The organism is Sphingomonas sp. P4_D12 (genome assembly GCF_056401895.1).
In genome coordinates, this window is record NZ_JBFUIL010000002.1 from 688,352 (window position 1) to 714,811 (window position 26,460).

At 65.0% G+C, this 26,460-nt stretch carries 20 protein-coding genes; 17 read left to right on the top strand and 3 right to left on the bottom strand.

What is annotated here, in order from left to right; translation table 11 throughout:
• Window positions 1-13 precede the first annotated feature (13 nt).
• A complete protein-coding gene (locus AC1DSD_RS05830; RefSeq protein ID WP_478028982.1) occupies window positions 14-1,237 on the top strand; it encodes a lactonase family protein in 1,224 nt (407 codons plus the stop codon).
• A 221-nt stretch (window positions 1,238-1,458) separates the two neighbouring features.
• Here AC1DSD_RS05830 and AC1DSD_RS05835 read toward each other — a convergent pair whose 3' ends face one another.
• Complete coding sequence (locus AC1DSD_RS05835) at window positions 1,459-3,132, bottom strand: tannase/feruloyl esterase family alpha/beta hydrolase (RefSeq protein ID WP_478028983.1); 1,674 nt, start codon at window positions 3,130-3,132, stop codon at window positions 1,459-1,461.
• An 84-nt stretch (window positions 3,133-3,216) separates the two neighbouring features.
• Here AC1DSD_RS05835 and AC1DSD_RS05840 point away from each other — a divergent pair, with 84 nt between their 5' ends.
• The gene (locus AC1DSD_RS05840; protein ID WP_478028985.1) at window positions 3,217-4,137 is read left to right on the top strand and encodes a Gfo/Idh/MocA family oxidoreductase; all 921 of its coding nucleotides are present in this window, start codon (window positions 3,217-3,219) and stop codon (window positions 4,135-4,137) included.
• A 56-nt stretch (window positions 4,138-4,193) separates the two neighbouring features.
• Here AC1DSD_RS05840 and AC1DSD_RS05845 read toward each other — a convergent pair whose 3' ends face one another.
• Window positions 4,194-5,489: a glycine zipper 2TM domain-containing protein gene (locus AC1DSD_RS05845; protein WP_478028987.1), complete on the bottom strand. Its 1,296-nt coding sequence runs from the start codon at window positions 5,487-5,489 to the stop codon at window positions 4,194-4,196.
• Between the two features lie 542 nt (window positions 5,490-6,031).
• Here AC1DSD_RS05845 and AC1DSD_RS05850 point away from each other — a divergent pair.
• Window positions 6,032-6,688: an AAA family ATPase gene (locus tag AC1DSD_RS05850; protein WP_478028988.1), complete on the top strand. Its 657-nt coding sequence runs from the start codon at window positions 6,032-6,034 to the stop codon at window positions 6,686-6,688.
• A 166-nt stretch (window positions 6,689-6,854) separates the two neighbouring features.
• Here the strand turns inward: AC1DSD_RS05850 and tcuC are convergent, their stop codons facing one another.
• Window positions 6,855-8,147 (bottom strand): tricarballylate/proton symporter TcuC, encoded by a 1,293-nt coding sequence (gene tcuC / locus AC1DSD_RS05855; RefSeq protein ID WP_478028989.1) that lies wholly within the window; start codon window positions 8,145-8,147, stop codon window positions 6,855-6,857.
• Window positions 8,148-8,311: 164 nt separating this feature from the next.
• Between tcuC and AC1DSD_RS05860 the strand changes: the two genes are divergently transcribed.
• From AC1DSD_RS05860 to AC1DSD_RS05925, 14 genes are all read left to right on the top strand, one after another.
• Window positions 8,312-9,463: a C45 family autoproteolytic acyltransferase/hydolase gene (locus tag AC1DSD_RS05860; protein ID WP_478028991.1), complete on the top strand. Its 1,152-nt coding sequence runs from the start codon at window positions 8,312-8,314 to the stop codon at window positions 9,461-9,463.
• Window positions 9,456-11,051, top strand: coding sequence for an ABC transporter substrate-binding protein (locus AC1DSD_RS05865; RefSeq protein WP_478028993.1), 1,596 nt, complete (start codon window positions 9,456-9,458; stop codon window positions 11,049-11,051). Before AC1DSD_RS05860 ends, AC1DSD_RS05865 begins: the two co-directional genes overlap by 8 nt.
• Window positions 11,048-11,992, top strand: a complete 945-nt coding sequence (locus tag AC1DSD_RS05870) for an ABC transporter permease (RefSeq protein ID WP_478028994.1) — start codon at window positions 11,048-11,050, stop codon at window positions 11,990-11,992. Before AC1DSD_RS05865 ends, AC1DSD_RS05870 begins: the two co-directional genes overlap by 4 nt.
• Window positions 11,989-12,795 carry an ABC transporter permease gene (locus AC1DSD_RS05875; protein ID WP_478028996.1) on the top strand — a complete coding sequence of 269 codons (807 nt, stop codon included), beginning with the start codon at window positions 11,989-11,991 and terminating at the stop codon, window positions 12,793-12,795. The genes AC1DSD_RS05870 and AC1DSD_RS05875 overlap by 4 nt, the downstream gene beginning before the upstream one ends.
• Window positions 12,795-14,408 (top strand): dipeptide ABC transporter ATP-binding protein, encoded by a 1,614-nt coding sequence (locus tag AC1DSD_RS05880; RefSeq protein ID WP_478028997.1) that lies wholly within the window; start codon window positions 12,795-12,797, stop codon window positions 14,406-14,408. Before AC1DSD_RS05875 ends, AC1DSD_RS05880 begins: the two co-directional genes overlap by 1 nt.
• 124 nt (window positions 14,409-14,532) lie before the next feature.
• Entirely contained in the window at window positions 14,533-16,773 is a 2,241-nt protein-coding gene (locus tag AC1DSD_RS05885) for a TonB-dependent siderophore receptor (RefSeq protein WP_478028998.1), read from the top strand.
• A 76-nt stretch (window positions 16,774-16,849) separates the two neighbouring features.
• Window positions 16,850-18,184, top strand: a complete 1,335-nt coding sequence (locus AC1DSD_RS05890; protein WP_478028999.1) for an amidohydrolase family protein — start codon at window positions 16,850-16,852, stop codon at window positions 18,182-18,184.
• Complete coding sequence (locus AC1DSD_RS05895) at window positions 18,185-18,652, top strand: DUF1801 domain-containing protein (protein ID WP_478029000.1); 468 nt, start codon at window positions 18,185-18,187, stop codon at window positions 18,650-18,652.
• 15 nt (window positions 18,653-18,667) lie between these two features.
• Entirely contained in the window at window positions 18,668-19,024 is a 357-nt protein-coding gene (locus AC1DSD_RS05900; RefSeq protein ID WP_478029001.1) for a DUF1428 domain-containing protein, read from the top strand.
• Window positions 19,025-19,161: 137 nt separating this feature from the next.
• Window positions 19,162-20,085 carry a GntR family transcriptional regulator gene (locus tag AC1DSD_RS05905; protein ID WP_478029002.1) on the top strand — a complete coding sequence of 308 codons (924 nt, stop codon included), beginning with the start codon at window positions 19,162-19,164 and terminating at the stop codon, window positions 20,083-20,085.
• Between the two features lie 322 nt (window positions 20,086-20,407).
• Window positions 20,408-21,409, top strand: a complete 1,002-nt coding sequence (gene lhpI / locus AC1DSD_RS05910) for a bifunctional Delta(1)-pyrroline-2-carboxylate/Delta(1)-piperideine-2-carboxylate reductase (RefSeq protein ID WP_478029003.1) — start codon at window positions 20,408-20,410, stop codon at window positions 21,407-21,409.
• Window positions 21,402-22,445 (top strand): proline racemase family protein, encoded by a 1,044-nt coding sequence (locus tag AC1DSD_RS05915; protein ID WP_478029004.1) that lies wholly within the window; start codon window positions 21,402-21,404, stop codon window positions 22,443-22,445. Before lhpI ends, AC1DSD_RS05915 begins: the two co-directional genes overlap by 8 nt.
• Window positions 22,446-22,466: 21 nt before the next feature.
• Window positions 22,467-24,146 (top strand): alpha/beta fold hydrolase, encoded by a 1,680-nt coding sequence (locus AC1DSD_RS05920; protein WP_478029005.1) that lies wholly within the window; start codon window positions 22,467-22,469, stop codon window positions 24,144-24,146.
• Between the two features lie 311 nt (window positions 24,147-24,457).
• On the top strand, window positions 24,458-26,161 hold the full coding sequence (locus AC1DSD_RS05925) for a glycoside hydrolase family 43 protein (protein WP_478029007.1): 1,704 nt from the start codon (window positions 24,458-24,460) through the stop codon (window positions 26,159-26,161).
• Window positions 26,162-26,460: the final 299 nt, after the last annotated feature.

Sequence of the window (26,460 nt, forward strand, 5' to 3'; positions counted from 1 at the left end):
ACGGAGTTCGCCGATGCAATCCAAGTCCGCACCGCCCGCCTGGCGCGCGTCGCGACGGACGGTGATGGCCGGGCTGGCCGTCGGGGTTGCGATGGGAAGCGAGGCCGCATGGGCGGCCGGGGGAGGATCGATGCCGGGTTTCGCTTATGTCGGATGCCGCACCAGCCGCGAGCGCAATGCCCGGGGCGACGGTATCTCGGTCTATCGGATCGGCACGGACGGCGCCTGGGCGCGCGTCCAGTTGGTCGGCGACCTGGTCAATCCATCCTATCTCGCCTTCGATCGCACGCGCCGCTTCCTCTACACCGTCCATGGCGACGGCAGCGAGGCGAGCGCGTTCCGGATCGACCCGGCGTCGGGCCAGCTGACCTTCCTCAACCGGGTCACCACCGGCGGCCGCAACCCGGTGCATTTGACGCCCGATCCGACCAATCGCTTCATGGTGGTCGCCAACCATGTCGTTGCCGATGGCGTGAAGTCGGGCATCGCCAGCCTGCCGATCCACGAAGACGGACGGCTGGGCGCGCCGGTCGATATCGTACCGTTCGACGGCAAGATCGGCCCGCATCGCATCGAGCAACCCTTTCCCAAGCCGCACCAGGTCGAGTTCGACCCGAGCGGCCGGTTCATCGTCGTGCCGGACAAAGGCTGCGACCGCGTGCTGGTTTTCACCATCGATGCCGCGGGCAAGCTGCATGAGGCGGCGGCGACGCCGGCGCGCGAGACGTCGGGGCCGCGCCACGTCGCCTTTCACCCGACCGTTCCTTACGCTTATGTCGTCAACGAGCTCGATTCGACCGTCGTCGCCTATCGGCTCGATCGCCAGTCGGGCGCGCTCACGCCGTTTCAGGTCGTCTCCGCGCTGTCGGAGGATTTCACCGGCAATAGCCGCGGCTCGGAAATCACCGTGTCGCGCGACGGGCGCTATCTCTATGCCTCCAACCGCGGCGCCGATACCGTCGCGGTCTTCACGATCGATCGCGCAAATGGCCGGCTCGAATGGAGGGGCTCGGTCCCTGCTGGGGGAAAGACGCCGCGCTTCTTCGCGCTGATCGACAACGGCCGCGCGATGGCCGTCGCCAACGAAGAAGGGCACAATATCGTGCGCTTCGCGATCGGCGTCGACGGCATGCCGCGCGATCCGGTGGTCGTCGCGGAGACTGGTAGTCCGACCTCGATCGTTTTCAGCGGGGTGAGCGCCCATCAACCGCCAACCGCCGTGAAAGCCGCAAGGTAATCGCATATGAATTCGGTCTGCGGCGAATAGTCCAGAACCGTCGCAATCGGCATCAGCCGTCATGCCGGCCTTGTGCCGGCGTCCACAGTGCCGCGCTCCCAGCGGTCGTTGGTCAGATACCACGGTGGATGCCGGGACGAGCCCGGCATGACGAATGGGGAAGCGGAATCACCTCAATTTCGGTTCCCGCGTTCGCGGGCATGGCGAGTGGGGCGGAGAGGTCAGAGCTTTTCCGGCAACGCGCAGACGAAACTCGACGCCAGCTTGGTGTCCCCAGCGCGATAGACCGGCTGCTTCGGCCAGGCGCAGATCGGGCGCTGGAATTCGATCGCGCGTTTGGCGGGCGGCGTGTCCTCGCCACCCGAGGCATAGCGCGTCGCGATCAGGCTCTGTGGTGCGCGTGCCTTCTCCACCCAGGCATAGAGGGCGAGCGTCATATCGTGCTCGGCGTCGCGTACCGGCGGCGTCGAATCGCGCGTCGCGGTGGAGAAATTGGTCGCACCGGGGCCGCCCGCGCAATGATCCATGCCGGGCACCATGAACAATCGCGCGAAGGCCTGGGTCGCTGCGAGGCCGCCGGCGCGACCCTCGACCGCGCGATAATAATTGATCGCCTCCAGCGGCGTGCCGACCGGATCCTGCCAGCCCATGAACATGATCAGCTTGCCGCCGGCGCGCGCGAACGGCGACAGGTTGGGATCGTTGGCGTCGAAGATCGGACCCAACCGCGCACGCATCGTGTCGACGTCGGTGCTCCAGTTGAAGCTCCACCAATTCCAATCGGGATTATCGAACACCCAATATTTGAACATGTCGGCGCGCGACGGCTCGGCCGGATTGTCGGATTCCGACCAATAGCCACTCCAGCCGGGATGCTTGTCCTCGGGGCCGGACATCACGCCCTCGGTGCCGATCGGATAACCCGGATAAATCGCGGCACCGGTGCGGGCGTCGCGCGGGCCGCCATAGATCTTGTCGGCGGCGGTAACCTGTTCCTGGCTGAGGCAAGTGCCCGGCTGCGCGCCGGGACGACACAGCAATTGCGCCGGCTTGAACCCGCACTGCCGGGGGTCGGTGATCACGCCGTCCGCGACGCCATCGAGCTTGTCGCAGGCGGCGACGGCGGAACGGTTGATCAGCAGCAGGTCGCTGACGGAGAGGATCGGGTGGCGATCGTCGCCGTGGCGGTGGTTAGCGAGGTAATTCCACAGGAAGGCCATGGTCAGGCTGGTGCGGTTGTTGCCCGGTGCGCCGGCGATGATGCCGTCGAAATCCTTCGGGTAACGCTGCGCCGAGGCGAGGCCCTGATAGCCGCCGGTCGAACAGCCGCTGAAATAGGACCAGCGCGCCGGACGGCTGTAATAAGCGCGCGTGATCGCTTTCGCCGCGACGACCGATTCATGGACCGCGCGATAGCCGAAATCCCTGATCTTTTCCGGGTTCTTCCAGCCGAATTTCAGGTCGGTGCCGCTATGCCCGGTATCCGTCCCCACCGCGACATCGCCATCGTCGAGCCGCGGGATCATCTGCTTGTATTGCATGTTCGACACGTAGGCGCCGTTGCCGATCATGTGCAGACGGCCCGACCAGCTGCTCCGCGCCGGCAACCAGATTTCGAACCCGATCTCGGATCCTCTGACCGGGCGGCTGACCCCGCGCACGCGGCAAAAGGGCTTGAGGCCGGTATATGTGCGCGGTCCGCGCTCGACGACCATATCCTCGGTGAACGTGCCGTCGACCGGGGTCGCGACCAGTATCCGGACATGGGGGAGGGCCAGCGTCTTGAGCGCGGCGCATGCATCGGGCGCGGCGTGAGCGGCGGGCGCCAGCGCGACGGTTGCCGCGGATGCCGACAGCGCCGCCGCCAAGCGTTGAAGCGTCCGACGTGCGACCATGATCGTCTCCCTTGAGGCTGGCAATTGCGAGAATGTCTCTTTATGATCGAAAAAACAATATCAAATGAGAGCGGAGGCAGCGGGATGCGGATTTTCACGCGCGAGGATATCGTGGCGGCACTCGACGAGACGGCCGCGATGGCGGCGGTCGAGCGCGCGATCGTCGCCTTCGCGGCGGGCCAGGCGCAGAGCGGCGATGCCGGCCATTTCAGCTTTCCGGCGCCGGGCGATGCGCATGTGAAGGTCGCGCATCTTGCCGGCGAAGACGTGTTCGCGCTCAAGGTGTCGGCGAGCTTCTACGGCAATCCCGCCAAAGGCCTGTCGTCGAGCCAGGGCTTTTCGGCAGTGATGAGCGCGACGACGGGCGAGGCGCTGGCGCTGTTCGCCGATGGCGGCTGGCTGACCGATGTCCGCACCGCGATGGCTGGGGCGATCGCGGCGCGCGCGATCGGCTATGAGGGCGGGACGCTCGGGATCGTCGGCGCCGGCATTCAGGCGCGGATGCAGGCGGAGATGATCCGCCGCCATATCGGTGCCGAACGCGTGTTGATCTGGGGCCGCGATCCGGCCAAGGCGCAGGCCTTGGCGGCGGAGATTGGCGGCGAGGCATGCGGCGACCTCGCCGATCTCGTCCGTGCGTCCGACCTGGTCGTCACGACGACGCCCTCGACCGAATGGCTGGTCGACGACGATTGGGTGCGTCCCGGCGCGCGGATCGTCGCGGTCGGCTCGGACGGCGGCGGCAAACGCGAACTCGATCCGCGGATTCTCGGCCGCGCGACGGTGATCGCGGACTCGGTCGATAAATGCGTCGAGAATGGCGAAGCGGGCTGGGCGGTACGCGCCGGCCTGCTCGCTGCTGACACCATCATTCCGTTGGGCGAGTTGCTCGCCGAGCCGCGCACCTTCGCCGCCGATGCGATCGTCGTGGCAGATTTGACGGGACTGCCGGTCCAGGACGCGGCGATCGCAGGCGCGGTGTGGCGCGTGCTCGCCGCGCGGTAAGAAGCCGGCGGATCGCTCCGCCGGCTTCCTGGCAACCGCTGATCCGCGTCTTCTGCTTACCGGGCTTGGTTCCGGAGGCGGTCGTTCAGGCTGTCGATCCGCACTTGCAGTCTGGCTTCATCGCGAGCGGACAAATTGCCTCTGCGATCATGGCCCATTGATCGCTCACTGGTGCGAAGCGCATAGAGCTCGCGCTGGTAGCCGGCGGTCTGGCGACGGCTCAGCGAGCGCTGCGACTGCGCGGTATTGAGCATCCGGTCGAGCGTGGCGATCTGCGAGAGGATCGCCGGACGGTCGCTTCCATAGTTGCCCGTCTCGGCCGCGGTTGCGATCCAGCGGCCGCGGCTGTCATAATAGCCCGACGTCTCGCCAGCATGCCAGCGGCGGCGGCTGTCGTAATAGCCGGGCTGGGGATCGGCGACCCACATTCCCGTCGCATCGCGATGGCCACCGGCCTGGCCGGCGACCCAGCGGCCGCGCGCGTCGTAATGACCGATCGTGACACCGGCGGTCCAGCGCCCGTTGGCGTCGTAATGGCCGCTCGCCGTGCCCGCGACCCACTGATCGCGCTCGTCATAATAACCGTTCGACGAAGCCGGGATCCAGCGGTTCTGGCTGTCGTAACTGCCGCTTGCCGAGCCGTCCGCACGCTGGGGGACCCAGTTGCGGCGCTCATCATAATAGCCGTTCGGCGCGCCGGCGACCCAGGCATTGTTGCGGTCGTAATAACCGGTCGCGCGGCCACGGGCGATCGAGCTGGTGTGCCACTGACCCTGCGTGTCGTAATAGCCATAGGCATCCGCGCGGCGGCCGGCCCGCCCGCCGACAGCGCCGGTCGAAACGCTCACCCATTGGTCGTCGCGGTCGTAATAGCCCTCGGCCGAGGCGGGGACCCATTCGCCGCTGGTAAGGTAATTGCCGTTTCCACCGGCCGACGCGTTGCTGCTGATCCAGCGGTTGTCGTCGCCATAACGGCCGTTCGGCGCGCCATCGACCCAGCCGCCATTGCGGTCATAATAGCCGCGCGCATCCGCCGAGTTGATGCCGGTGGCGTGCCAGCGATTGCCCTCGTCATAATAGCCATAAGCATGGTTGCACTCGCGGTTCGGCTTGGCGAGCTGATTGCCCGCGAGAGCGCCGGCGGCGGCGCCGATCACGGTGCCCAGGGTCTTGTCGCCACGGCCGGCGACGACGTTGCCGAGGACTCCGCCGACCCCGGCGCCGGCAACGGTAGCGACGACTTGCGTCGTGCGCTGCTGCTCGCAGGTCACTTCGGACCGGGTCCGCGCGCTGGCGATCGAAGGAATGAGGACGACAGCGGCGATACTCGCCGCGAAAAGGTGTTTACGCATGAAGGAGCTCCTGGAACCGAATGGTTCTGTTCTCGATGCCCTCAACGAGTCATGGAGAATTTCGTTCCTCATGCGAAATAAAATATGCTGATCGCCTGAAATATTCGGTAGAATTAATGTTAAAGCCTACGAAATAATTGAACATCGCTTTTTGAAGGAAGCGAGTTCATAAGAGAATTACACTAATGTTGGATAGAAAATCTATCAGCAGGCGCTTCTGATGGTCGTTTACATAGCTGCGTAATCGCGTCGCCGTGCATAGATGGTCCCGGTACCGGTACCGATTCAGGCCGCAGCGGGCGGGGTGTGCGGTGTGGCGCATGCTCGCTTCCGGCTTGGTCATGATCTCGCGGGGGGAATGACCGGGAATGGGTGGTTTTCTTCCTGTCAGCTTTCAAGGATAAGCCCGTGGCGTAAGACGTCGCGTGGGGAACCCAATGAGCCGCAAGGCACGAACTACTTCGCTCCCTCCGCCCTTTCTCAAGCGAGTTTGGCTGCCTGGGGATGCAGTGCGGGCGGAGTCGGATTGGGATAGTTATCCCTTGTCGCTCCCGATCATCCACAGTGGTGGCTTTGACATCACGTTCGAGAAGCCTGTCACCATCATCGTGGGTGAAAACGGCTCCGGCAAATCGACTCTATTGGAAGCGATCGCCACCATGGCCGGTTTCAGCGATAGCGGCGGCGCTCAAGGCATGCGCGCCGTCGAACAATCAGCCGCCTCGGGCGAAGATGCCGCCCGGCTGGGGCAGCTTCTAAAGGCGGCATGGCTGCCACAAGTGAGGCGTGGCTGGTTTTTCAGAGCGGAAACTTTCTTTTCAGTCGCACGGTATCTCGATGAAATGGGTTCAACGCGCGCCGGCTACCTCCGCGCATCCCACGGCGAGGGATTTCTCAGCTTCTTCCAAGAGCGTCTGGCTGAACAAGGGCTTTTCATCTTGGACGAGCCGGAGTCCGCTTTGTCCCCGGCGAAGCAGTTTGAATTTCTCAAACTGCTTCGCTCCATGCAGCGCGCCGACAACTGCCAGGTCATTATGGCAACGCACTCCCCCATCCTGATGGCATTGCCCGACGCAGCCCTCTGGCAGCTCGAAAGGTTCGGTCTTCGCGCCACGACTCTCGAAGAAACTGCACATTTTCGGCTCTATCGTGAATTCATACTCTACCCTCACGACACCGTGGAAATGATGATCGACTAAATTTCTGCGAGGCAGCCTTTATTTCTGCGACGAGCCTTTGCCACACCACAGCTCTCGGGCAATGTGCGATCGATCTTAGTTGTCTGCAAATGGGTCGTTTTCAGACCGGCCGCTTTTCGCGTGTCTTCGGGTTCCTGCCTTTAAGCAGGCCGGATCGAACGCCTTATCAAGCCGTCGAATACCGCCGGCTGTACACAGCCGCGGCCAGGCTGATCGCCGCGATCGCCGTCAGCCACACGCCCGGCATCGCCAGGTTGCCCGTGGCCGAAATCAGCGCTGTCACCACGAACGGGGTGAACCCGCCGATCGCGGTTGCCAGGCTATAGGCCAGGCTGAATCCCGAGGCGCCGGCCTCCTCGGGCACGATCTCGGTCAGGTGGACGACCATCGCCGAATTGTAGCTGGCGTAGATCGCCGACAGCCATAATTCGACGATCAGCAATTTGGTCACGCTCGGGCTGGCGGCGAGCCAGGCCATCGCGGGATAAGCGGTCAGGATCGCGAGGATGGTGCAGGCGAGCAGGATCGGGGTGCGTCCGATGCGATCGGACAAGGCGCCCATCAGCGGCAGCCAGATGAGGTTGGAGAGGCCGACCCCGGCGGTGATCAGCAAATTGGCGCGCTCGGGCAGATGGAGCAGCTTGCCGAAGGTCGGGGTGTAGGCGGTGATCATGTAGAAGCTGACCGTGGTCATCAGCACCATCGCCATGCCGGTCAGCACGCGCGCGCGCGCGATCCATAAATGGCCCATGATTTCGCGCGTCGTCGGGCGCGTCGTGCGCGCGGCGAAGATGTCGGTCTCGCGCAAGTGCCGGCGCATCAGGAACAGTAACGGGATGATCAGGCAGCCCAGCCCGAGCGGGATGCGCCAGCCCCAGTCGGCGAGCTGGTCGACGCTCAAGGTCATACCCAGCACCACGCCGATCATCGCGGCAAAGACGACCGCGACTTGCTGCGACGCCGATTGCCACGACACGTAGAAGCCCTTTTTGCCCGGCGGAGCGATCTCGGCGAGATAGACCGAGACGTTGCCCAGTTCGGCGCCCGCCGAGAATCCCTGGAGCAGGCGGCCGAGCAGGACGAAGATCGGGGCGGCGATGCCGATCGCGGCATAGCCGGGGGTGAAGGCGATCGTCGCGATGCCGACGCTCATCAAGGCGAGGGTGACGATCAGCCCGGCGCGGCGGCCGTGATGGTCGGTATAGGCGCCGAGCACGATCGCGCCCAATGGCCGCATCAGGAAGCCGACGCCGAACGTGGCGAGTGCCTTGAGGAGCGTGCCCAATTCCGAGCTGCCCGGGAAATAGGCGGAGCCAATGGCGGCGGCGAAATAGCCGAACACCATGAAATCGTACATCTCGATGAAATTGCCGCTGGCGACGCGCAGCACGTCCATCGCGCGGCCGGAGCGCGGTTCCGAGTCGCTCATGGTCGCGGCCGGGCTCAGCATGGTCGACATTCGATTCCCCTTCCGTCGCGGCGCCGTCGGTCGCGCGCCTGACGCCCGCCTAGCGAGATTGTCGCGAAAATGCACGATGATTCACTCATAATGCATTTTTGTCTTTTTAAACTCAGCAAGACAGTGCTACCGACCCTCAAAGATAAATCGGGGGATGCCGATCGATGAGCAACGCTTGCCGTCTTCTGGAGATCTGGGGAAGCCCCCGGGATCGCGGCATCCGCTATGGCGAAGGCGCGGTGGCCGAGATCCGGCGGGGAACCTCGCATTATATCAACCAGATGGGAAGCCTCGGCCTGTCCGAGGCTGCGCTCGGCGACTTGGTCGAGGCCTATCTGCCGATCATTGCCGATTTCGACGCCGATCATGTCGAGGAGATGCGCGGCATCGCCCAGGGCGCCGATTTGCCGCTGTCGCACATCGTGCTGATGAATGCGCGGACCGAGCTGCTCAAGCTGGCCAAGGAGCCGGTGCTGCGCGCAGGGCTGCTCGCCGAGCGCGCGGCGGAAGGGTGCACCACGATCGTCGTCCAGCCCGAGCGCACGCGCGACGGCAATCTGATCCACGCGCACAATTGGGACTGGAAATCGTCCTGCGCCGACGCCTGCATCATCCTGCGTATCAGGAATGACGACGGCCCCGACATGCTGACCTTCACCGAAGCGGGCGGGCTGGCGCGGTTCGGGTTCAACAGTATCGGCATCGCGATCACCGGCAACTATCTCGAATGCGAGCGCGACTATCGTAACCTCGGCGTTCCGCTCGCGCTGATCCGACGCAAGGTGCTGCAGCAGGACAATCCCTCGCTGGCGTTCGGTGCGGCTTATGCCACGCCCAAATCGGCCTCGAACAACCTCGCGATCAGCCATGCGCCGACCGGCATCGTCCACGACCTCGAATGCGCGCCCGACGAGACTTTCGTGGTAGAACCGCGCGATGGCCTGCTCGTGCACAGCAACCATTGGCTCAGTCCCGTCGCGCTCGCCAAATTGCGCGAGACCGGCATTCCCGATTCACCGTGCAGTTTCTGGCGGCAGCAACGCGCCGAACGGCTGCTCGCGCCGCACGCCCGGATCGGGCTCGATGAGGTGAGGGGCGTGCTGCTCGATAAAGCGGGCGCGCCGCTGTCGATCTGCGTGCCGCCGCGTGCCTCCACCATGACCGGCAATACCGCGACCGTGGCGTCGTTCCTGATGCGCCCCGCGCTCGGCGAGATGCAGGTGGCGATGATGCCGCATGCCGGCGCCGACTATGTCCGCTACACGCTCGCCGCCGACGCGTCGGCCGATGCGGAGCGACCGACCGCCGATGCGTAAGACGATCGCTGGCCTGATCCTAATCGTGGCCGGCGTCGGACTTGGCCTCGCGTTCGTACACCCCAAGGCGCCGCCGCCGCCCGGATCGATGCTGCGTGCGCGGCTCAATGCCGACATCGCGTCGTCCGATCCCGGGATGAAACGCGACGCCAATACCGACGCGGTGCTGCTCCATGTCGTCGAGGGGCTGGTCGCGCTGCGCGAGGACGGATCGGTCGGCCCGATGCTGGCGAGCGGCTGGACGGTATCGCCCGACGGTCGCACCTATCGTTTCGCGCTCCGCCGCGGCATCCGCTTCCACAACGGCGCGCCGCTGACCTCGGCCGACGTCAAATGGTCGCTCGACCGCTATCTCGCGCCCTACAGCCATTGGCGCTGCAAGTCGGATCTGAGCGCCAAGGGGATTGCGGCGGTGACCGCGATCGACACGCCCGACCCCGACACGGTCGATATCGTTCTCGATCGCCCGGCGCCTTTGTTCCTCGCGACATTGGCCCGGCTCGATTGCGGGAGCACCGGGATCACGCATCGCGCCTCGGTCGGACCCGACGGCATGTGGCGATATCCGATCGGGACCGGGCCGTTCCGCTGGGGCGAATGGCGGCACAACCAATATATCGATCTCGTCAAATATGACGGCTATCGGCCCTTGCCGGGCGGGACCGACGGCAATGCCGGGGGCAAGCACGCGCTGGTCGAGCGCGTGCGCTTCTCGGTGATCCCCGATGGCTCGGCGGCGAGCGCGGCGTTGTTGCGCGGTAGCCTCGACGTGCTCGACGCGCTGGCGCCCAACGAGCTCGGCACGATCGCGGGCGCACCCGGAATCAAGCGGGATTCGGCGATGTCGGCGGACTTCTACGGCATCCTGCTCCAGACCGGGGCGCCGATCTTGCGCGACGTCCGGTTGCGGCGCGCGCTGTCGCTCAGCCTCGACGTGGCGGCGCTGACCCGGGTGGTGACTCACGGCACCGGCGTTCCCGACAGCTCGCCGGTGCCGGCCGCCAATGCCTTTTACGGCGCGGCCGAGCGCGTGCCGGTCAAGCGCGATCTCGCCACTGCGCGCGCGCTGGTCAAGGCATCGGGCTATCGTGGCGAGCCGATCGAGCTGATGACCAGCCACAGCCCGCCCGAAATGTACGATGCCGCGATCCTGGTCCAAGCGATGGCGCGCGATGCCGGGATCAATATCGAGATCGTCAGCCTCGACTGGGCGACGCAGTTCGCGCGCTATTCGAGCGGCGATTATCAGGCGACGATGTTCGGTTTTTCGGCACGGATGGACGCGTCGCAGATGTTCGGCGTGTTGATCGGCGACCGCGCCACCGATCCGCGCAAGGTGTGGAATTCGCCGCAAGCGATCGACCTGCTTCACCAGTCGGTGGTGACCGGCGACCGCGCCCAGCGGCAGAAGATTTTCGATCAGCTCGAGGCGCGCTTCCGCAGCGAGGTGCCGGCGATCGTCCTCTACAATACGCGCCGCGTGACCGCGTTGCGCACGCCGGTCACCGGCTATCGCGCCTGGTCGGCGCAGACGCAGCGGCTGTGGAACGTCGGGCTGGCCAGTAGCGGATCGGAGAGTGCGCGATGATCGCGTACATCATCCGCCGGCTGCTGCTCGCGATCCCGACTTTGATCATCGTTGCGTTGATGGTGTTCTTCCTCGTCCGGCTTATCCCCGGCGACCCGGCGCAGATCATGCTTGGCGAAGGCGCCGACCCGGCCGCCGTCGCCGCGCTCCATGCCGAACTCGGGCTCGACAAGCCGGTCTATGTCCAGTTCGCGACCTGGCTCGGCCATGTGTTCAGCGGCGATCTCGGCACGTCGATCACGACCGGCGAGCCGGTGTCGGCGTTGCTGATCACGCGCGCCGAGACGACCGGTATCGTCGTACTGATCTCGGTCGGGCTCGCGACCTTGATCGCGATTGCGGCGGGCACGGTCGCCGCGTGGCGCCGTGGCAGCGCGCTCGATCTCGCGGTGATGAGCGGGGCGAGCCTGATCCTCGCGGTGCCGAGCTTCTGGCTCGGCCTGCTGCTGCTGCTGGTGTTCGGCGTGTGGCTGCATTGGTTGCCGGTGGTCGGCTATATTCCGTTCTCGGAGGATCCGTGGGGCGCGATGCTGTTCCTGATCCTGCCGATCGCGACGCTGACGATTTCGGAAAGCGGCGTGCTGATCCGCATGATGCGGTCGAGCGCGATCGACGTGCTGCGGCTCGATTATGTCACGCATGCCCGCGCCAAGGGTCTGGCCGAGCGCACCGTATTGTCGCGCCACGTCTTTCCCAATGCCTTCGCGCCGACCTTGACGCTGGTCGGGCTGACGCTCGGCCGACTGTTCGGCGGGATCGCGGTGATCGAGACGGTGTTCACCTTGCCTGGCCTCGGCCGGCTGATGGTGACCGGCGTGCTCAGCCGCGACTATCCGGTGGTGCAAGGCTGCCTGTTGTTCACCGCGGTGATCTATGTCGTCGTCAATCTGGTCGTCGACCTGCTCTATCCATTGTTCGACCCGCGAGTGACGGTCGAATGAAGCGCTCGATCCACTCATTGCTCGGCTTCGGGCTGGTCGGCGCGTTGCTCGTCGTGGTGCTGCTCGGCTTCGTCTGGCTGCCTTACGATCCGCTGGCGATCGATCTCGACCATACGCTCGCGACGCCGTCGCTGGCGCATTGGCTCGGCACCGACGAGTTCGGCCGCGACGTCGCCTCTCGCGCCATGCTCGGCGCCAGGATCAGCCTGCTGATCGCGATCCAGACCGTCGTCATCTCGATCGTGATCGGGACGGCGCTCGGCCTCGTCGTCGGCTTCCTGCGCGGCTGGACCGAGCGCGTGATCATGACCTTCAGCGACGCGCTGCTCGCCTTCCCCGGCATCCTGCTCGCGCTCGCCTTGGTCGCGGTGATGGGATCGAGCCGGCACAGCATCGTCATCGCGCTGGCGATCGCCTATCTGCCCGCCACGGTTCGCGTCGTGCGCGGCTCGGTCATCTCGATCCGCGAGCGCGAATATGTCGAGGCGTCGCGAGTCGCCGGGGACAGCGCGCTGTACACGATGTGGCGGATCGTCCTGCCCAATGCCTTGCCGCCGATCCTGGTGCTGGCGACCAGCCTGTTCGGCTGGGTGATATTGTCCGAAAGCGCGCTAAGCTTCCTCGGCGTCGGGGTGCCGCCGCCGCTGCCGACCTGGGGCAATATGCTGTCCTCGGCGCGGCCGTACATGTACGCGGCGAGCTGGCTGAGCATCGCGCCGGGTCTCTGCATCGTCGCGACTCTGCTCGGCATCAACATGCTCGGCGACGCACTGCGCGACCGCCTCGATCCGCGAGACAATTGATGAGCAAGCCGCTTCTCACCATCGAGAATCTCAGGATCGAGGCGGGTGGTCGGATCCTGCTCGAAGGACTGAGCTTTGCCGTCGCCGCCGGCGAACGGCTGGCGATCGTCGGCGAATCGGGCAGCGGCAAGACGCTGGCGACGCGCGCCATCCCCGGGCTGCTGGCGCCCGGGTTGGAGCGCGTGTCGGGGACGATCCGCTTCGAGGGCCGCGAGCTGACGGCGCTCGGCGAACGCGGCTTGCGGTCGGTGCGCGGGGCAGGGATCGGGCTGGTGTTCCAGGAGCCGATGACCTCGCTCAATCCGGCGCTGCCGATCGGGGTCCAGCTTGCCGAAGGGCTCAAGCTCCATCGCGGGCTCGACGATGCCGAGGTCCGGCGGCGCAGCATCGATATGCTGGCACGCGTCCAGATTACCGATCCCGAAGGCTGCCTGGCGCGCTATCCGCACGAATTCTCCGGCGGGATGCGGCAGCGGATCATGCTCGCCTCGGTGTTGCTGCTCGAGCCGCGGCTGCTGATCGCCGACGAGCCGACCACCGCGCTCGATACGCTCAGCCAGCGCGAAGTGCTGCAATTGATGGTCGCGCTGACCCGCGAGATGGGTACCGCGCTGTTGCTGATTACGCACGATCTCGGGCTGGTCGCCGAATATACCGATCGCGTCATCGTGCTCGAAAAGGGCGTGATGGTGGAGCAGGGCGAGACAGCTGAGGTCCTCGCGCGGCCCAAACATCCCTATACCGCCAAGCTGGTCGGATCGCTGCCGCGCAAGGATGGCGCGCGAGCGGCGATCGCGCCCGACGCGCCGTCGATCCTCAGCATGGAGAATGTGCGGGTCGATTATCCGGGCAAGCCGGGGTTGTTCCGTGCGGGCGCCCCAATCCGGGTGATCGACGACGTCACGCTCGATGTCCGCGCCGGGGAAATCGTTGCGCTGGTCGGCGCCAGCGGGTCGGGCAAGACCACGCTCGGGCGCACCGCCTTGGGGCTGAAGCCGCTCGCCGGCGGACGCATCCTGTTCGATGGCCACGATATCGCCAGGCTCGACCGCGCGGGCGAGCGTGCGTTCCGCCGCGACGCGCAACTTGTCTTTCAGGACCCCTTCTCGTCGTTGCCGCCGCATCTGCGCATCGGCGAGATCGTCGGCGCCGCCTTGCGTCACTTGCCCGAATTGAGCGCGTCCGAACGCCGCGAGCGCGTCCGCACGACGCTTGACGACGTCGGGCTGGCGGGTTTCGAGGATCGCCGCCCGCACCAGATGTCGGGCGGGCAACGCCAGCGCGTCGCGATCGCGCGCGCCATCGCATCCGAACCGCGCCTGGTCGTCGCCGACGAACCAGTCTCCGCGCTCGACGTCACCATTCAGCTCCAGGTGCTGACCTTGCTCCAGCGTATCCAGCGCGACCGCGGCTTCGCCTGCCTGTTCATCACCCATGATCTCGCCGTGGTCGAGCAGATCGCCGATCGCGTGATCGTGCTGGAAAAGGGTCGGATCGTCGAACAGGGGCCGACCGACGCGGTGTTCGCGGCGCCGACGCACGATTATACGCGCCGCTTGCTAGCGGCCTCGCCGGCGCTGGCGCTCACGGAAACGTTGGCCGCGCAGCAATAATGTGTATTTTCCGGTTTACAAAATACAATTAAACATTATTGATACTAAAAATACACGAATCTGACACGGAGAGGTCGGGGTTGCGGTGGGTGCTTCGGCGCCCGGCTAGGGGAGTGAGACGAACATGAAGCTTTCGCGTGTTTTGCTGTTGGGCACATCGGTGCTGGTTTCCGGCGCGATGCCGGGATTGGCGTACGCCCAGGCGGCCGACGCACCGCCCCAAGCGGCTCCCGCCGACCAGGCGGCCAATGCCGCCAAGGACAGCCCGCCCGCCGAGGACATCATCGTCACCGGCGAACGCAACAACCAGTTCGGCACCGATACCGCGCAATCGGGCAGCTTCCGCAACGCCAAGATCCTCGACATTCCGATGACCGTGTCGGTCATCCCGGACGCCTTGCTGAAGTCGCAACAGGCGGTCGACCTGATCGATGCGGTACGCAACACCGCCGGCGTCTCGTCGTCGGGCGTCGGTCCCGCCTCGTACAACAACATCACGATCCGCGGCATCACCGTCGATACGCGATCGAGCTACAAGCTCGACGGCACGCTCAACATCCTGTCGTCGACCGCCTTTCCGCTCGAGGACAAGGATCGCGTCGAGATCCTGAAGGGCGCCTCGGCGATCTATTACGGCTTCTCGCCACCATCGGGCATCGTCAATTTCGTGATGAAGCGGGCGACGCCGGACCTCTATGTCGGCCTGCGCGCGTTCGGCGACAGCAATGGCGGTTATGGCGGCCATCTCGACCTCGGCGATACGGTCGGCATTTTCGGCTTCCGCATCAACGCGGTCGCCGCGCGCCAGGATACCGGCATCACTTTCGCCAAGGGCGACCGCTACCTGGCGTCGGGCACGTTCGACCTTAAGCCGACGTCGAAGCTGACGCTGTCGGCCGATGTCGAATGGTTCAAGCGCGGCATCGTCGAGCCGGCGACGTTCATCATCCCGAACGGCGCGACCAAACTGCCGCCGCTCGCCTATCTCGATCCGAGCAAGAATATCGGCGGGCTCGCCTGGGACACCAACCGGACCGAAGAACTCAACCTGCTGTTCAAGGGCGTGTGGAAGGTCGCCAAGGATTGGGACGTTACCGCTTATTGGGGGCGCTCGCATTTGACGCGCCTGCGCTACAATCCCGGGTTCGTGCCCGGCAACGTGACGTTGCTGCAGACCCCAGCGCAGATCGCGACCTACAATGCCTCGGTTACGCCCGGCAGTCCTACCTTCGGGGCGGGGGCCGTCCGGTTCGGCACCAATATCCAGAACGCGGGTTACGAAAATATCAGCTACGCGGTCGAACTGCATGGCAAGATCACGACCGGGGACATCACCAACAGTATCCTGCTCGGCGCGTCGCGGTCGCTGCGCAGCCTGGGTGGATCGCCGGCGACGCCGCGTACGGTGATCACAGGGGACAATTTCCTCAACCCGATCATCGTTCCCAACCCCTATGCGCTGGTCGCCAAGCCGCCGATCCCGTCGACGATCGACGACAAGGGCCTCTACGCGTTCGACGATCTGAGCTTCAAGAACATCATCCACCTGACCGGCGGCGTGCGCGTCACCGATTACACCAATGACGGTTCGACCAATCTCAACACCAAGCAGCCCTATAACGTGAAGCCGACTGCCTGGTCGGGCGGCGTGATCGTCAAGCCGATGGAATGGGCGAGCCTCTACGGCACCTATATCCAGGGCCTGGAAGAGAATGCGATCGCATCGAACAACGTGGACAATGCGCAATCGGTCTTCCCGCCGATTTCGAGCACGCTCTACGAGGCCGGCCTGAAGCTGCAGCCGCGCAAGAACCTGCTGATCCAGCTCGCTTATTTCGATATCCGGCGTGAAGGGGCGTATAACGAACGCATCGACCCTGCCACCAATCTGCTGCATGGTTTCGGCGACGCGACCCAGACCTATCGCGGGTTCGAGGGCAGCGTCAGCGGCTATGTGATCCCGGATCTGGCGATCAACGCCACGTTGATGCTGCTCAAGGCCCGGACCTTCCAGGCCGCCAATGCGAACTCGCTGCACACCGTCCCTGGCGGGACGCCGGATGTCAGCTGGTCGCTGTCGGGTGAATATACCGTGTCCTGGCTGACGCCGAGCCTGAAGGTGTCGGCGGGCGCGTTCCATACCGGCAAGCAGGCGGTGGACGATACCAACAGGGCCTTCACCGACCCTTATACGACCTTCGATATCGGCGCGTCGTACGAGTTCAACCTGGGCGGCCACAAACTGGTCGCGCGGGTCAACGGCCAGAACATCACCAACAAGCGCTATTGGGCGGCGGTCGGCGCCGGCGCGCTGGCGGAGTCGCTGCCGAGCACGGTCAAATTCTCGCTCGCCTTCAATTACTGAGAGCAGCGATAGCGAAGCACGAGACCGGGAGCGCCAGACGCTCCCGGTTTTTTTGTGCCGATCGGAGACGCAGCCAATGAACTGGAAACGCAAATGGATCGGTGCGTTGGCCATGCTGTCACAGGCCTGCGCGCCGGCCATGGCCGGTCGCTACGCGATCCGCGACGTCACCTTGATCGACGGCACGGGGCGGCCCGCTGTTCGGCATCGCACGGTCCTGATCGACAAGGACCGCATCGTCGCATTGGGCGGAGCGCGGCTGCCGATCGGCAGGGCGAAAGTGATCGACGGCCGGGGCAAATATCTGGTCCCCGGGATGATCGATACGCACATCCATCTCCGGGATACCGGCCCGGACGGCAAGAAGCGCAGCATGGACGTCGCCACCGCGCAGGCCACGCTGGCGGGGTTTCTGGCGCTCGGATTCACCACCGTTGCCGATCTCGGCAACCTCCCTGGCACGGTCCAGATCATGCGCGGCGCGGATCCGCGCATATCCGCGCGGCTGCTGATCGCCGGCCGCGTGTTCACCTCGCCCGGCGGGCGCAACGAGGATATCGGCATCGCACTCACGTCGGCCGATCCGGCGACGCTCGCGCGTCATCGTGAGGAGGAACATCCCGACCTGATCAAGATGGTTGAGGACAGCGGCGGGTTCGGCGGGCAATCCTCCGCCACCGCGCTGTCGACCGAGCTGATGCGCGCGATCGTTCAGGAATCGCATCGCCATGCGTTGCGCGTCGTGGTGCACGTCGCCCGCGAAGCGGATGCGCGTAACGCCATTACGGCGGGCGCGGATGGCCTGGCGCATCCGATCTGGGCGGAGGCCGAGTCCGAGGATTTCGTTCAGCTGATGGCGCGGCGTCGCATTCCGTTCGCGACGACCCTGGCGATCGCCGATCAATATGGCCGGTTGATGCGGCACCCCGAATACCTCGATCGCCCGGACTATTCGCTCGTGCTCAGCGAAGCCGAACGCGGCCGGATGCGTACTGAGCAGCGCGCCCAATTCCTGCGCCAGCCGACAGCGGCCTGGCGAGAACAAGCGCTGCCCAGCGAGATGCGCAACGTCGTCCGCGTCGTCCGCGCCGGCGGCGTCGCCGCGCTCGGCACCGACCTGGTCTCGGGTGCGTCGTCGCACCGCGAGATGCAGTTGCTCCGCCAGGCCGGATTGTCTCCGCTCGAGATCATCAGGATCGCCACCTTCAACGCGGCGGTCTTTCTCGGCCGCGATCGCGACCTTGGCAGCATCGCGCCGGGCAAGATCGCCGATCTCGTCCTGCTCAACCGCGATCCGACCGCCGATATCGACGCGACCGAGGATATCGCGATGGTGATGCACGATGGCTTCGTCGTCGATCGCGCGGCGTTGCCGGTTGCGGGGAAGAAAGGGCTTCAGGCAAGGAGGTGATTGGTTGGACTGCGCGTCCTATCCAGCACGCTTGGCGAACGCCGGTTCGACTGGCATTCTGAGAGGATGGACGCCCTTTTTCGTTTCCCGACCGCCCGTCGGCGCGATCCGGTTGTCGAACGATGGTTTGCCGATGCTGACGCGCTTCGCGGCTTAGTGGAACCCTGGTTCGAGCGATTGCGTGCGTGCGGTTCGGACGTGCGCGAATTGGTCCATGACGGCCGCCCGACCGCCTGCGCCGGCGATGCGGCTTTCGCTTACGTCGATGCGCACGCGGAACACGCCAATATCGGCTTCTTTTTCGGCGCCTTCCTCGACGACCCTACCGGCCTGCTGGAAGGCGCCGGCAAGCGGATGCGTCATGTCAAGCTGCGGATCGAACGCATGCCGGACGAGGGCAGGCTCGGGGATCTCATCACGGCGGCCTATCGGGATATTCGCCGGCGCCTCGACGACGCTCGGCCCTGAACGAAGGAGGAGGATATGTATGTTTGTGGCCTCGTCATCCCGGTGCCCGAGGACCAGATAGACGCTTATCGCCGCTGGGCGGCGAGTAGCGCAACATTCTTCGGCGAATATGGATGCCTCGAGATCGTCGAATGCTGGGAGGATTTCATCCCCAGCGGCGAGCACACCGATTTCCGCAAAGCGGTCGCCGCCAGGGAAGGAGAGAAGATCGTTTTCACGTGGCAGATCTGGACCGACAAGGCGACTTTCGAGGCCGCCGAAGAGAGAATGCACCACGACCCGCGAATGGATTCGGCCGGCGACCCTCCTTTCGATGCCAGCCGCCTCATTCTCGGCTGCTTCCAGCCCATCGCGCAGATGGGACGGGACTGAGTTACGCGCCCTTCCGAAGCGCATTGGGGAGCATGGCCTTGGCGCAAGTCGTGATGGGCGTGGTGCTTCCTTTTGCATCCTTGCGCGCGAAAGTGTAATCCGGAGCCCTGACTGAGCTGATGAAAGATCGAGAGAAAATGGCGGGAGCGGCTGCGCGCAAGATGGACATGGACAAGGCGCCGCCGCGCGCCAGCCGGCTGCAAGCCGACCTGGCCGCGAGGATCCTCAGGATGCTCAAGGACCAGGGCGCGGGCCCGGGTCACCACCTCGTCGAACTCGATCTCTGCCGTCACTTCGATGTGTCGCGCACCCCGGTGCGCGGCGCGCTCAAGCTGCTCGCCGAGCAGGGCGCGGTCGAGGCGCGCGCCAATCGCGGTTACGTCCTTCGCGGCCCGGTGACCGAGGCGCCCGATCTCGATGTCACCAACCCGGAGGATGAAGAGGACCAGCGCCTGTTCATCGCGATCGCCGAGGCGCGCAACCAGGGCCGCATGCCCGATCAGTGCAGCCAGCTCGAGGTCGCGCGGCTGTTCGACGCCAAATTGCCGACCGTGGTGCGCGTGCTGCGCCAGCTCGCCGAACTCGGGCTGGTCGAGCGCAAGCCCGGCAATGGCTGGTCGTTCACCCTGCCGATCAATTCGGGGCGCGCACGCGCGGAGAGCTATGCCTATCGCGCGGTGATCGAGCCCGCCGGACTGCTCGAATCCACGTTCGAACTCGACCGCGAATGGCTCGATCGCATCCGCGCCGAGCATCTCGCTTTCCGCAAGCGCAAATGGCGCGACACGCTGTCGGTCGAATTGTTCGCGATCAACGCCGATTTCCACGAAGGCATCGCGCGTTGTTCGGGCAATCGCTATTTTCTCGACGCGGTGCAGCGGCAGAACAAGTTGCGCTCGTTCATGAACATCCAGTGGATCAACGGGGCCCAGCGCGTGATCGACTCGATCGACGAACATCTCGAGATCATGGACGCAATGGAAGCCGGCGATAACCAGAAGGCGCACGATCTGATGAAGGCGCATCTGGTGCTGGCGCGCGACGTCGAGGCGACGGTCTGAGTTAATTCGAGATTTAACGGGCGGGATCTCAGGCAGCTATCTACTAAGCATTTGCCTAAACCCCATCGTCACCCCGGCCTTGTGCCGTGTTCAAGCTTTGGCCTGCCCCCGGCAGGCCAAAATCGTGTCCGGGGGACACGATTTCGCTTTGAACACCACTCCTCCCCAAGCGAGCTGGGGTGTTGTGGCGCGGTGGATGCCGGGACAAGCCCGGCATGACGAAGAGGTGCCCGCCACCTGATCGGCGTACATAAAGATGTTGTATTTTTAAATCCAATAGGACAAAGTTGCCGCTCGATCGGGAGCGACGGCGACGATGCGATTGGATGATTCCACAGCTGGGCCGGTTCATGGTGGGGGAGACGCGACGATACCGGTGATCGGTGCGGCGGAAACGCGCGATGCGCTGCCGTTCGACGCGCTGATCCCGGCATTGAAGACCGCCTTTACCGCCGGCGCGACGGTGCCCGAGCGGCATCACCACCATATTCCTCATCCCGATGGCGACGGTGTTCTGTTGTTGATGCCCGCCTGGAGCGGCGGCCTGCTCGGGACCAAGGTCGCCACCATTCATCCCGGCAACACTGCGCGCGGATTGCCGAGCGTTCACAGCACCTACCTGCTCGCCAATGCCGCGACGGGCGCGCCGCTCGCCTTGCTCGACGGCAATGAGATCACGACGCGCCGGACGATCGCGGTGTCGGCGCTCGCCGCTTCCTACCTCGCGCACGAAGACGCGGCCGACTTGCTGATCGTCGGGGCAGGGCGGATCGCGGCGCTCGCCGCCGAGGCCTTCGCTGCGGTCCGTCCGATCCGATCGGTGTCGGTGTGGAACCGCGATATGGCCAAAGCCGAACGGCTCATGGCCGAGTTGCGGGCAGCGGGTTTCGCAGCGAAGGCAGCGGCATCGCTCGAAGACGCGGCGCGCCGGGCCGACATCATCACCTGCGCCACGCCCTCGACCGCGCCGATCGTCCATGGCGACTGGCTGCAACCCGGCACGCATCTCGACCTGATCGGGAGCTTCACACCGGCCATGCGCGAAGCCGACGACGCCTGCTTCGCGCGCGGGCACATCTATGTCGACACGCGCGACGCCTTGGCCGAGGCCGGCGACCTGACCGGCCCGATCGCGGCGGGAATCATCACGTCGGATGATATCCGCGGCACGCTCGCGGACCTATGCGCCGGCCGCGTCGCTGGTCGGACCTCGGCCGACGACATCACCGTCTTCAAATCGGTCGGCACCGCGCTCGCCGATCTCGCCGCCGCGGCCATGGTCCAGGCGCGGCGTGGCGCATCGGGAGTTTGCGACCTTGGCTGAAGCGCGAACCCTCCATGTCGTCGACCTGCACACCGCGGCCGAGCCCGTGCGGATCGTCGAGCGCGGCTATCCCGAGCTTCGCGGCGCGACGATCCTGGAGAAGCGCCGCGACGCACTCGAGCGGTTCGATGATTTGAGGCGGATGCTGATGCTCGAGCCGCGCGGTCATGCTGGCATGTACGGCGTCATCCCGACCGCGCCGTGCCATCCCGATGCCGATCTTGCGGTGCTGTTCACGCACCAGGAAGGGTACAGCACGATGTGCGGTCACGCGACGATCGCGATCGGCCGCTGGGCGGTCGATACCGGGCGCGTCGCGATGGTCGATGGGCGCGCCAGTTTCGGGCTCGAGGCGCCGTGCGGCGTGGTTCGGGTCGAGGTCGAGGCGGCGGACGATGGCGGCGCGCCGCTCGTCGCGTTCGAAAGCGTCGACTCCTTTGCCAGCCATCTCGACCAATCGGTCGACGTGCCGGGATTCGGACCGGTCGGCTTCGATATCGCGTTCGGCGGTGCCTATTACGCGATTCTCCCCGCGTCGCGCATCGGCCTGTCGCTGATGGACACGCCGCTCGGCGACCTCGTCGCGGCGGGCGTGGCGATCACCGATGCAGTGCGCGGGGCGGTCGTGATCGAGCATCCGACCGAGCGTGATCTGTCCTTCCTCTACGGCACGATCCTGACCGATGACGTGGCGCTCGGCGATCATAAAGGGCAGCCGAGCTACAATCTCTGCATCTTCGCCGAGGGCCAGATCGACCGCTCGCCGACCGGTAGCGGCGTGACCGCGCGGATCGCGCTGGCCGGCGCGCGGGGCGAGATGGCGGTCGGGCAGCGATGCGAGATCCGCGGCGTGTCGGGCGAAGGCTTTGTCGGCTCGCTCGCGCGGCACGAGCAACGCGATGGCGGTGCCGTCTCGCGCGTCCGCGTGGCCGGGCGATCTTATTATGCCGCGCGCAGCGAATTCATCGCCGAACTTGGCGACCGCTTCGCCCATGGCTTCGAGCTGCCCGCGCGGTTCGCCGATCTTCCACGATAAAAATCAGATCCGGAGAGCGAAATGAAGAGATGGACCGTCGCGTTGCTCGCCACGTTGGGGGCAGTGACATGCGCGACCGCCGCCGAGGCCAAGGATCACCCTAAGCACAAGGCGCAGGCGCTGCCCGCGGCGATGTTCCCGCCGACCGAGTGCGAAGCCTATGTCGCCTATGACCGCGACATGAAGCTGCCCGGCTATATCCTGCCGACCAAGGCGGGGCCCAGGACCTGCATTCCGTTCACCAGCGTCGCGGCGCGCAAGCCCAAGGCCTATCGCGGCGATTTCTACGTCACCAACTTCACCGACGAGAAGCTCCGCGAACGCTGGAAGAAGTGCAAGGACGACAAGGAATGCCACAAGCGCGTCTATGAGCAGGTGCTCAAGCGCCATCCGCCGAACAAGGAATATGCGCTCAAGGATGCGCACGGCCGCTATCTGCTCGGCAAGATCGAGGAGAAGGGCGGGGCCACCGACCTGAGCCAGATCCGCCGGCCCGGTTTCTTCGCACGCGCGCCCTATAACGAGCCGATCGCCGCAGCCGATCCCGACACCTACATCGTCGAATTCACCGCGCCGGTCGAAGCGTATGAACGCATCCACATGAAGATGACCGGCGATATCAGGATTCGCGGCTGGTACATTCGCGGCGCCGGGATCGATGACGGCAAAGGCGGCCGCAAGCGCGCGCTGATCGTCATGAACGGCGGCGGCGGCGACCGCGTCACCGCGCTCGATGACCCCAAGGACGTCGCCTACACCGTCGATCCCAAGACCGGCGTGACCATTCCCGACGACGACTGGCCCAAGGGCGGCACCGGCGTGCAGGGCGAGCGCTTCTGGCGCCAGGCCTGGTATCGCCTGCATCAGGCCGGGTTCGACGTGCTGGCGATGGACCGCCGCGGCATCGGCATTTCGGGCGGCTATAGCGACACCAACACGCTGCAGCAGGGGCACGATCTGCTCGACATCGTCGCGGCGTTGCGGAGCGGGCAGGGGATGCGCGCGCTTGGCCCCGACGGCAAGCTGACCCGGGGCGCGGATGCCGCCGCGGCGGCCCATGGCGGCGATCCGAGCCAGGGCCTGCCGGTCTTCTTCATGGGCAGCTCGCGCGGCACGATGGCGAGCGGCTGGGCGATGACGATCAATTTCGACAAGGATTGCAGCTACGACCTGCCCAAGATCACCTGCACCGGGCCGCGCCGCGATCCGCACATTGCGGGTGCGATCCTGGTCGCCGATTTCTCGAGCGGCGTCGGCTATCTCGAATCCGAAACCAGCCCGAAGGACGATGGGCGCGGTCCGGGGCGCGATCGCGGGCTGTTCATCGGCGGGATCGAGGAAGAGAATAACATCGTGTTCTTCCCCAGCTCGGCGATCCTGGCGGGCATGAGCAAATGGCCGAGCGCGTTCTTCGCGCGCGGGCTGTGGTGCTACGCCGACGGGCTCGAAGGCGAGATCGCGTCGTATGAGCGGATCAAGGGGCTGAAGGACCTGGTCGTGGTGCGCGGCCCGCATGCATGGGAAACCTGGCCGACGGAGGAGAAGCTGCGCGTGCAGGACCGCGTGATCGCCTATGCGCGTGCGGTCGTGCTGGGCGAGCCGTCGATCCCGGGGCGGCGGACGTGGCGGAACATGAAGGAACTGGTCGCGACGAGCAGCGATGTGTGGGAACCGTCGACCAAGCCGACTTTGGTGCCGTAGGGCGAGGCGGGTAAACATGTCTTGGCCGTACATTATGCGGGCGTCACATGCGTTGTGGTCAGCCCGTTCCTCATGGACATTCCCATGACACGAGGCCGTATCGAGGAAGAGGGTAAGAGCGCCTGGGCGCTATGATATCGGAATCGTGCGCGCCCTCCTCTCGGGATGGATGCGTGGCATCGTCGGAATCCGCACAAATGCCTTGCGCTGGCTATGTAAATGTCAGACAAATGACTAATTAAGAAGGCCGTATTGTCGAGTTCAGGTTACAGGCCTGGCCCTGCCCGCGCTCGACCTCCCAGGAAACGCCGATGATCAGGATCGCCGCCATTTCGGCTATCGCTTTCACCTGCGCCGTGCCCCAGGGCGCAATTGCCGGTGACGCCAGCTTTGCCTATTTCCGTTATGTTGGCCGCAGCCAGGAAAGAATTACTCTAGGGCGCCGGCAATACCGCAACCCGATCGTGTCGGGCTACGCGCCAGATCCGAGCATCGTCCGCGTGGGGCCGGACTATTATCTGGTCAATTCCAGCTTCGCCAACTTCCCCGGATTGCCGATCTATCACTCCCGCGATCTGGTGACATGGCGGCAAATCGGCAACGCCATCAGCCGGGTCGGCCAGTCTGACTTCGCGGGCCAAAGGGTTTCGGGCGGCATCATGGCGCCGGACATTTCCTATCGCGACGGCACCTTCTACATCGTCTGCACGAATAACCGGAATTTCGTGATTACGGCAAAGTCCCCGCAGGGGCCATGGTCGGATCCCGTCTGGTTCGATTTTGCCGGCATCGACCCGTCATTGTTCTGGGATGATGACGGAAAGGCCTATGTCGTAAACAACGGCCCCCCCGAAGGTCCGGCCAGATTTCCCGGGCACCGTGTCCTGTGGCTCCAGGCGTTCGACCCGGTTACCAAAGCCATGGTCGGGCCGCGCATCCCCTTGGTTGGAGGCGGTGACAATCCGCCGCATCTGTTCTGGCCCGAGGGTCCGCACATTTTCAAGAAGGATCGATGGTATTACCTGATTGCCGCCGAGGGCGGCACCGGACCGGACGAGCATCATTCGGAAATCGTCTTCCGCAGCCGCAAGATCGGCGGCCCCTACGAGGCTTTCAAAGGCAATCCGATCCTCACCCAGGCCGATCTGCCGGCGATGCGGCCGCACCCGGTCGAAGCCGCCGGTCATGCAAAGTTCGTTACGACGCCGTCAGGAGACTGGTGGGCGGTCTTTCTGGCGGCCCGCGCCTACGCTCCAGGCTACTACAATATCGGACGGGAAACGTACCTGTTGCCCGTCAACTGGTCGGCCGACGGATGGCCGACCATATTGGAACACGGGACAGCGATTCCCTTCGCCGTGGACAAGCCTGCGTCCGCAGGGGCGACTGAACCCGGTGCGCCTCAAAGCGGTGACTTCTCCTATATCGACAACTTCGATGAGAAGCGCCTGGGTCTGGGCTGGATGGGCGTCCGGATGCCGGCCAAGACCTTCTTCCATCTCGGCCATGGCCGTCTGGTCATGGCGCCGGGACATCCCGTCGGAGACATCTCCGCAACGCCGGCCTTCATTGCCCGCAAGCAAGCCCACGCCACGGCAGAGGTGTCGACCGCGCTGGACTATGAGCCCGGCCGCGATGGCGATCGCGCAGGCCTTGTCGCGCTCCAGAGCGATGACGCCTATCTTTTTCTCGGCGTGATCAAGGTTCAGGGCAGGCGGCGGATCGCCGTCATGCGTCGTGAAACGGCAGGCGATCCGCAGGCGGGAAGGTTGGTTTCGTCGGCCGTCCTGCCGCGCCGCGCGCGTACGGTCCGCCTCAGGCTGAAAATCGACGGTGGAGCGCTTAGCGCGTCGTACGCCTGGGGCAAACAGGGATGGAAGCTCCTGCCGACTGGCGGAGACGCGACTTTCCTCAGTACCAAAAAGGCCGGAGGCTTTGTTGGAACGATTATCGGATTAGCGAACGAAACCAATCCGCCGAACAGCCCCGCCCCCGCTGCATCGCCAAAACCTTAGAATTACGGCGACGGGTGCGACAATACCGAATTATCGTTTAGGGATTTATGCTCCCGTCACCGTAATTTCCCAAGCCGACTTTGGTGCGGTAGGCGGATGACGGGTCGGACCACGGACGGATAAGCCCGGCCTGACCAGCCGGCCAGTCGGTTTTCCGTGACACCGGCCCGCAACCTTCAGAATATGATAGCTCGTGGCAAGGACGTTAGAGTCTTTTTCAGCTTTGCTGAATCGGTGCCGGCCCACTCCCCCACCCGGCCTCCCAATCAGGGTATTCTATGGGCGGCCGGGTGGGGGAG

Excerpts from the sequence above, each read along its gene's own strand:
- AC1DSD_RS05875 (WP_478028996.1), top strand. The coding sequence starts at position 11,989 with ATGAAGCGCTCGATCCACTCATTGCTCGGCTTCGGGCTGGTCGGCGCG.
- AC1DSD_RS05835 (WP_478028983.1), bottom strand. The coding sequence starts at position 3,132 with ATGGTCGCACGTCGGACGCTTCAACGCTTGGCGGCGGCGCTGTCGGCA.
- AC1DSD_RS05830 (WP_478028982.1), top strand. The coding sequence starts at position 14 with ATGCAATCCAAGTCCGCACCGCCCGCCTGGCGCGCGTCGCGACGGACG.
- AC1DSD_RS05925 (WP_478029007.1), top strand. The coding sequence starts at position 24,458 with ATGATCAGGATCGCCGCCATTTCGGCTATCGCTTTCACCTGCGCCGTG.
- AC1DSD_RS05870 (WP_478028994.1), top strand. The coding sequence starts at position 11,048 with ATGATCGCGTACATCATCCGCCGGCTGCTGCTCGCGATCCCGACTTTG.
- AC1DSD_RS05920 (WP_478029005.1), top strand. The coding sequence starts at position 22,467 with ATGAAGAGATGGACCGTCGCGTTGCTCGCCACGTTGGGGGCAGTGACA.
- AC1DSD_RS05865 (WP_478028993.1), top strand. The coding sequence starts at position 9,456 with ATGCGTAAGACGATCGCTGGCCTGATCCTAATCGTGGCCGGCGTCGGA.
- AC1DSD_RS05905 (WP_478029002.1), top strand. The coding sequence starts at position 19,162 with ATGGCGGGAGCGGCTGCGCGCAAGATGGACATGGACAAGGCGCCGCCG.
- AC1DSD_RS05860 (WP_478028991.1), top strand. The coding sequence starts at position 8,312 with ATGAGCAACGCTTGCCGTCTTCTGGAGATCTGGGGAAGCCCCCGGGAT.
- AC1DSD_RS05890 (WP_478028999.1), top strand. The coding sequence starts at position 16,850 with ATGAACTGGAAACGCAAATGGATCGGTGCGTTGGCCATGCTGTCACAG.
- AC1DSD_RS05885 (WP_478028998.1), top strand. The coding sequence starts at position 14,533 with ATGAAGCTTTCGCGTGTTTTGCTGTTGGGCACATCGGTGCTGGTTTCC.
- tcuC (WP_478028989.1), bottom strand. The coding sequence starts at position 8,147 with ATGTCGACCATGCTGAGCCCGGCCGCGACCATGAGCGACTCGGAACCG.
- AC1DSD_RS05880 (WP_478028997.1), top strand. The coding sequence starts at position 12,795 with ATGAGCAAGCCGCTTCTCACCATCGAGAATCTCAGGATCGAGGCGGGT.
- AC1DSD_RS05900 (WP_478029001.1), top strand. The coding sequence starts at position 18,668 with ATGTATGTTTGTGGCCTCGTCATCCCGGTGCCCGAGGACCAGATAGAC.
- AC1DSD_RS05845 (WP_478028987.1), bottom strand. The coding sequence starts at position 5,489 with ATGCGTAAACACCTTTTCGCGGCGAGTATCGCCGCTGTCGTCCTCATT.
- AC1DSD_RS05840 (WP_478028985.1), top strand. The coding sequence starts at position 3,217 with ATGCGGATTTTCACGCGCGAGGATATCGTGGCGGCACTCGACGAGACG.